Genomic DNA, 6,122 nt, shown 5'->3' on the forward strand with positions numbered 1-6,122 from the left:
CCACAAGGATTGTGGCGAATGTGGCGGTACCCGCACGGTCGTCAAAAAGGACGGCTGCGAGTTCTGCGAGGCCTGCGGCCATGTCGGCTCCTGCGGCTGATTTCCCCTGATCTCACGATCACCCCCCCGCACTGCGGGGGGCATTTTCAAGGCGCTGGCGGACCATCGGCGGATCGAAAAAGCCCCTCATTCACGCAGCTTCGGCTGCTCGGGTTGCCCACCCAGAAATTGAGGCACACACAGGCCACGTGCCTACACCCTCGCGGGGATTTCCCCGCCAAGGGGGTCCCCGCGTCCGCACCGAGGAGACCTCCATGGAAGCAAGCGCCACACTGCACCAATCCGACAGCATCGCTTTCGGCGACTTGCTGGGCGAGCCCAGGAAGTTGAAAACTTTGACGCCTGAGGATCGCGCCGCACGCAACGCCTTCTTTGGCCGGCGCGTTGACGCCACGCTACGCCGCGGCGCCGCGCGCGACTTGATCCTGAGCGGGAAAGCCCGCTATGCGCGGATCGAGGGCGACCCACGGCCACGCCGCATCGGCCTGGTCCTGGAAGACAAGACGGGAGAGACGATCCTGCAGCTCGAAGATTCAGAAGAGCTGGGCCTGTTCGTTTCCCTCGAACGAATCGGTGACGCCTACGCAAACATCCGCGAGGCGCAGATCACTTGCACGGATACCGTAGCACCGGCTTACCGGTGAGGCCGTACGAAAGCGGTCTCAACGACACGCGGGTCCACCGTGGTGAATGGCTCTGCTGAGCGCACAGGATTGGTCTGAAGCCTGAACTACAGTTCCCACAAAAAAAGGAACCACCGTATACGACAAAGGCCCCGGCAATGCCGGGGCCTTCGTCTTTGTTCCGTCTAACAGGACTTACTGGTCACTCTTCGACCAGATCAACCACGACCTCGCAGCGCTCAAAGTGCGGCAGCGCGCACGATCGACGGAAGGGGGTTGTCGGTTGACCAGGGTCGACCATCGCATAGGTGACCCAATAGGTTTCGCCCGGAACGAGGTTGCACTCATGGAACTGGCCACGCGTCCCGAAGAACAGCGTGCTGTCGTAGTGCATGCCCCTGCATAGCCGGACGAACGGATCCGACGAGGTGATTGACTGCGGTCGCAGGTCCCCCTTGCAAGGGCTGATCGAAACGAAAGTCGTCCCACGTCGAGAACGTCCCCCTGGGTACCAGGGTGTGGGTTGACCGGGTGGCCCCTGTTCAATGTGCGTGCTCTGCGAGTGTCTGAGTCCGTAGCGCTTGTTCGCTTCGAGCTGGATCGGGAACGTGATGTAGAACTGATCCGACATCGGTCCTTCGAGAGTCCGATCGAGGCTGAAGCTACCAATCGGCGCCGCAACGCTGAAGCTTGGGAATGGTCCGCTGGCGAACAGATCGTTCCAGGTGACCGTGTAGCCAGTCACGCTCGCGGGAGCGAGCGGTCCGGCAGACAGGCACGCCGGCGGCGGCGGCGGTGGAGGCGTGGAGGGGTAGCTCGCACTTGCCTGGCATTCGTTTTCGACATGGCCGCGAGAGAGCCCACCCCACACGCTGCCCGGCGCGGAACGCCAGACACCCGTGACTGAGCACCGGTTCGTGATCGAGCTACCCCAGGTGCCACTACCCAGCGCCGTGGTCCTCAGATGCAGAATCGCTGTGTGCCCGCGAGGGACTGTGATGTTGCTGCAGGTCGGATTCTGGCTCGCTCCCGCTTCGGGTAGGCCTGGGCATTGCACCCACTCCGCGATGTGAGCGCTGGCGAGCTCGTCTACAACGGACACGAATGCCTCGAACTCCGTCGAGCGATTGGTTACCGCGATCTCCCAGAGGATCATTGGCTGCGTTCCAATCTCAGGGGAGACACCCGATTGGATAGCACGCTTGGTGATCCTCAACGTCGGTCTCAACGGATTCGGCGGCTCGCGGTGCGGCGCGGCGATTCGAACGATGGCGGTGCCATGCGCTCCGACCATGGCGCCGTTCGTAGGAGCGGACAGCACAACTTGGAACTCGATCGGCATTGTGGGGGTGCCCGTCTGTGCAGTCCGCTTCGCGCGCACCACCACCGGCTTTGGTTCTGTGTCCCCGGCTTCCCACATCAGCACACCCGATTGGGTGTCGAAGTCTCTGCCCTGCACCGCCGTCAAGGGGCGCGTCGACCATGAGACGCTGACCCGCCCCTCTGAGCCCAGACGGCGCACCGCCAGGGCCCCCTCTTCGTCTCCACGAACCGTCGCGAAGCCCGGGCTCCACTCCAGTACGCCCGCATGCCTGACAGGGGTAGCGGCACCGGGCAGTTCAGCCCGCGCCTGCGATTCGAGAGAGGCAGCGACTGCGCGATCGTTGAAGCTATCGAGCGCTTGGGCTGAGCGCTGTCCAACGGATTGGCGCGCGACCGTCAGGCCGGCGAGCGTGGAGCCAGAACCGGTCACACTCTCTTGGGATGTCTGAGCAAGAAGAGTATCGGGCCCCGGCAGCAAGCCGACTCGACTCAGGCGAGCGACGAGATCATCAAGGTTGCTGCCAGTCCAGTTGGCACTACGAACTTGCTCCAGTGTCACGCCGGCGCACGTGGGGTTTCTCGCGCTGCCGAAGTCGCCGGCGCCCATGACTTCGCGCGCGTTCTTCGACACAGGGCTGTTCATGCAGCAGTAGACATCTCGCTTGTCCAGGCACCCGATGCCGACGCACCTCGTACCCACCAACGAACACGCACCGATTGAACGCAGTGCCGCGAGGTCAAACTCGTTCGCGGAGCAATGTGCACCGCCAGAGAGTTGCAGCTGATTCTTGGCCAAGCGAAGGAACTCCGGAAGGATGTCCGGGATGGACATGCCTCCGCTGGTGCCGCTCAGACTTGCTGTCGGCCCGCCAGCGATGGTCTCGCGATCGCTGATGAAGGGCTTGTTGAGCACATCGGACGACACGAACCCACCCGCGAGGGACACAGCAGTGCCTGGCATGGTCGGAGCGAGAGCGTGCGCGGTCAGTGCATGTTGCTGACGCTGCGCCCGGGTGTACAGATCGAACCAAAGGGTCTGGGCTCCAGGGACTTCCGCGATGCAACAGTCCGTAGCCCCTCCCAGCGCCTTGCGACATTCACTCGGACGACCGTCGAAGATGAGGGCCGGCGGCGTCTGGTTCGGCTTGGGCGTGTAGTCATTGAGGATGTGATGCACGAGGAGACCGTAGGCCTGCTGGCGGCCATACGATGCCATGTCGACATTGCCCGCGTTCGCGATCTCTTGTTGCAGTCTGGGCGCGCACTCTGCCCCCATGCACGACATCGATGTTGCGCAGTTGTTCGTGGTGTCGACGCGGATGTTCTGGAACCGAACGCGCGTAGCACACGTGTGTCCGACGCTCTCCACGTAGCAAAAGCCGTTGTGTCCGGCGCCGTCCTCTGCGCAATTTCTCTGGGTCGGCCGACAGCTGATGTTCCCGCCGGCGGTGAGCTGGGCAATTCGCGGGCAGGTGTTGGTTCCCGAAACCGGTTGCTCCTGATCGAAGCACTGCTCACCGGTCGGGCTGTCCCAACAGATCTCACCTTCAGCGTAGTGATGCTGATAGCGCGACTCTGCGCGCCAACAGAGGCCGGTGGAGTCTGGGAAAAGAGGCTCAAGGCCCGGGAACGACGAATCGATCACGACCTCACCAATCGTTCGAGGATCGTCGTCCAGGCATCTCCAATCCGCGGATGCGAATCCGTCGGAATCGAGCAAGCAGTTCTCCTCTGAGCACACCAGCTCCTCTTCAAGCCTCGTAAAGGAGCCGACAAACCGAATCGATACACTCTGGCTTCGTCCCGCACACGGCTCGTCCGGTGGGACCCCGGCACACGCCTCGCCGTTGTGGATCACGCGGAAGCGTGCTTGGAAACCGTTTCCCTCGACGGGCTCCTCCAGCAGTTCCACGTTGGCAACCGTGCCAGTCCAGGTGTGGTCGAACTCGAAGGACAGAGCATTCTGGGGAACAGGCAGTGTGACGGGCACCGTGATGTCCCGGACGACGAGAGGATTCAGGTAGGGATCCATCTCGATGGGCCTGGTGGCGATCTCAACGCGGCGCTCGCGGATAACGTCCGGGCGCTCGCGCAGGAACTCACACACCTCGTAGGAAATCTCCCCTGCACTCGCATTGCTGCCTGGCCGGATCGTGACGCCCACACCGCAGTCGGAGTATGAGGAGAGTGCGGAGGTGGCGATGTCCTCGGTCCCACCCGATCGCTCGCGAACGGTGGTCAACGACGACAGAATCTCGCGGGATTCCTGAAGGGCCGGATCCTGATCGATCGCTGAGTAGCCCTCCTCGTCCTGAGAACGTAGGAGCCGATGCACGTCGCCTGTGAGGCTGGGGTCGGTCTCAAGCTGACGAACTGCCTGCGCACCCGCCTCATCAAGCTCATCTGTGCTGGCCCCGTTCAGGGCGCCGAGGCGCACCCTCGCCGCAGCGGCATCTTCTTCGGAGACGCCGGTCAACTGTTCAAGTTGGATGCGGTCGACGCCAGGAATAACAATTACACCCTGTTCCTGATTGTACGTTGGCCTTGGCGCGCCCAAGCGTAGAGTCTCGCCCAAGGCCGCACCCTCACGGCCGGCCACGACCATCGACTGATTGGACTTGGCGGGTGCTTCTGCCTTGGGTTGAGCGACCGTAACCAACGGCGACAGCAGCAGAACCACCGACAGCAGCGAAGGAATCGTTCGGTGCCTCAGAAGTTCATGCAGCACGTCTGCCAGCTCCAGACCAGATAGAGAAAGTCCTCACCCACCCCGGGGAGGTTGAATTGGCCGCCCGCCCAGCTCGATGGATGTGCACCCAGCCAGTGGTTGTTCGGCAGCTCCGGGATCGGAAACATCGCCTGGAGCCTGTACTGCTGACGAGGCAGCGTGGGATTCGAGTGGTCTCTGCAGACCGCCCATGTCCCGTAGGTTTGCTTCGCGATGCCGCGCCGGTGAAGCGCTGCCAGCGCGCGAGACGCTGCACTGGATGTTGAGTTGGCGGGGTCGGACACGTTGTTGTGGCCGGTGAAGGGATATGCATGCCCGTGGGCACCATGACACCAGAACATCATCGGGATGGGCTTGTAGAGGGTCGATGCAGCCGCGTCTGCCATACAGCTCGCGATTGCGATCGGGTTGCTGAACAACACGGCCTCAGGATGGGTATACATGGCGAGCGTGTCACTATTCCACGTCGGATCTATCTCGGAGACATACGCAAGGTCCATGTCCCCGCCCCCGGACTCAGCCACGCAGACCGTGTCCGTGACCATGTCGGTCAGGACGGACAGGGGAAACTTCCAGTAGTGGAAGTTGTAGTAGGAGGGGGTGTGCTGCTCGTGGTCCGGAGACGTGACGCCGTTGCCGCCTTGCTTGGCGATCGCAAACGTAGAGCTCGACGTAGATCCCGAGATGCGGCTGCCCAGCGCGGGCGAGCAATAGGGCTGACGCACGACTTCAATCATGTGGGTGGGTTGCCACATGCCGAGCTTCACCCCAGGCGTTGGGTAGCCGAAGATCCGACCGGGGCAGATGCAAGTTCCGCTCGATGGATCATCGTCAGGTTTGCGCTGAGTGTTCCCACCGATTGGCAGCGAGTCCCCGATGTAGATGGGGAAGTAGCAGGTGGTGCACACTTTGGAGACGAGGCCACCCTGCGAGAACAGTCCCGCATCGGGACAGGCGACACCGGCAATATCGCCGGAGGTATCCTGCGCAAGAGCCCCACACGCCTGCATCAGGAAAGCAAGACCGAAAAGTGCGGCGCGGATACGCGCTATGAAGTTCATGGTGCTTTGGGTTCCAGCAAGCGAAGAATCGGCACGTCACGAGGCGCGACCACGACGATGCGTGTGGACCGCCCTTCGACTTCGACGATCTGCACGTCGACGTCCTGGCCAATTCGCACGCGCTCCCCCGGCCGGCACACCATGTGGAGATGCCCTCGCTCGTCGTCACGGCACATGCGGTTTGTCCCGCGACAGCGCATCAGTCGCGGCAACTGGGCCGACGACCACGAACTCCTCTAGACGAAATCGCAGGCCGTCTGCGGTGACCACTGTCGGGACACGCTCGATAGAAAAGCGCGTGCGCACATCCTCCTGAAGCAAATGGAC

General features: G+C 62.5%; 4 protein-coding genes. 1 reads left to right on the plus strand and 3 read right to left on the minus strand.

Features of this window, described 5'->3' with window-relative positions:
* Positions 1-314 precede the first annotated feature (314 nt).
* Complete coding sequence (locus ACIQ7H_RS21540; protein WP_395795439.1) at positions 315-704, plus strand: hypothetical protein; 390 nt, start codon at positions 315-317, stop codon at positions 702-704.
* A gap of 181 nt (positions 705-885) precedes the next feature.
* Here ACIQ7H_RS21540 and traN read toward each other — a convergent pair whose 3' ends face one another.
* Genes traN through ACIQ7H_RS21555 form a run of 3 tightly spaced genes read right to left on the minus strand, consistent with a single transcriptional unit; the run spans position 886 to position 5,995 of the window.
* On the minus strand, positions 886-4,734 hold the full coding sequence (gene traN, locus ACIQ7H_RS21545) for a conjugal transfer protein TraN (RefSeq protein WP_395795441.1): 3,849 nt from the start codon (positions 4,732-4,734) through the stop codon (positions 886-888).
* The gene (locus ACIQ7H_RS21550; RefSeq protein WP_395795443.1) at positions 4,716-5,795 is read right to left on the minus strand and encodes a TraU family protein; all 1,080 of its coding nucleotides are present in this window, start codon (positions 5,793-5,795) and stop codon (positions 4,716-4,718) included. Before ACIQ7H_RS21550 ends, traN begins: the two co-directional genes overlap by 19 nt.
* Positions 5,792-5,995, minus strand: a complete 204-nt coding sequence (locus tag ACIQ7H_RS21555) for a carbon storage regulator (RefSeq protein ID WP_395795445.1) — start codon at positions 5,993-5,995, stop codon at positions 5,792-5,794. The genes ACIQ7H_RS21550 and ACIQ7H_RS21555 overlap by 4 nt, the downstream gene beginning before the upstream one ends.
* Between the last annotated feature and the right edge of the window lie 127 nt (positions 5,996-6,122).

The sequence above is a fragment of the Aquimonas sp. genome, from assembly GCF_044377145.1.
Classification (GTDB): Bacteria; Pseudomonadota; Gammaproteobacteria; order Xanthomonadales; family Xanthomonadaceae; genus Aquimonas.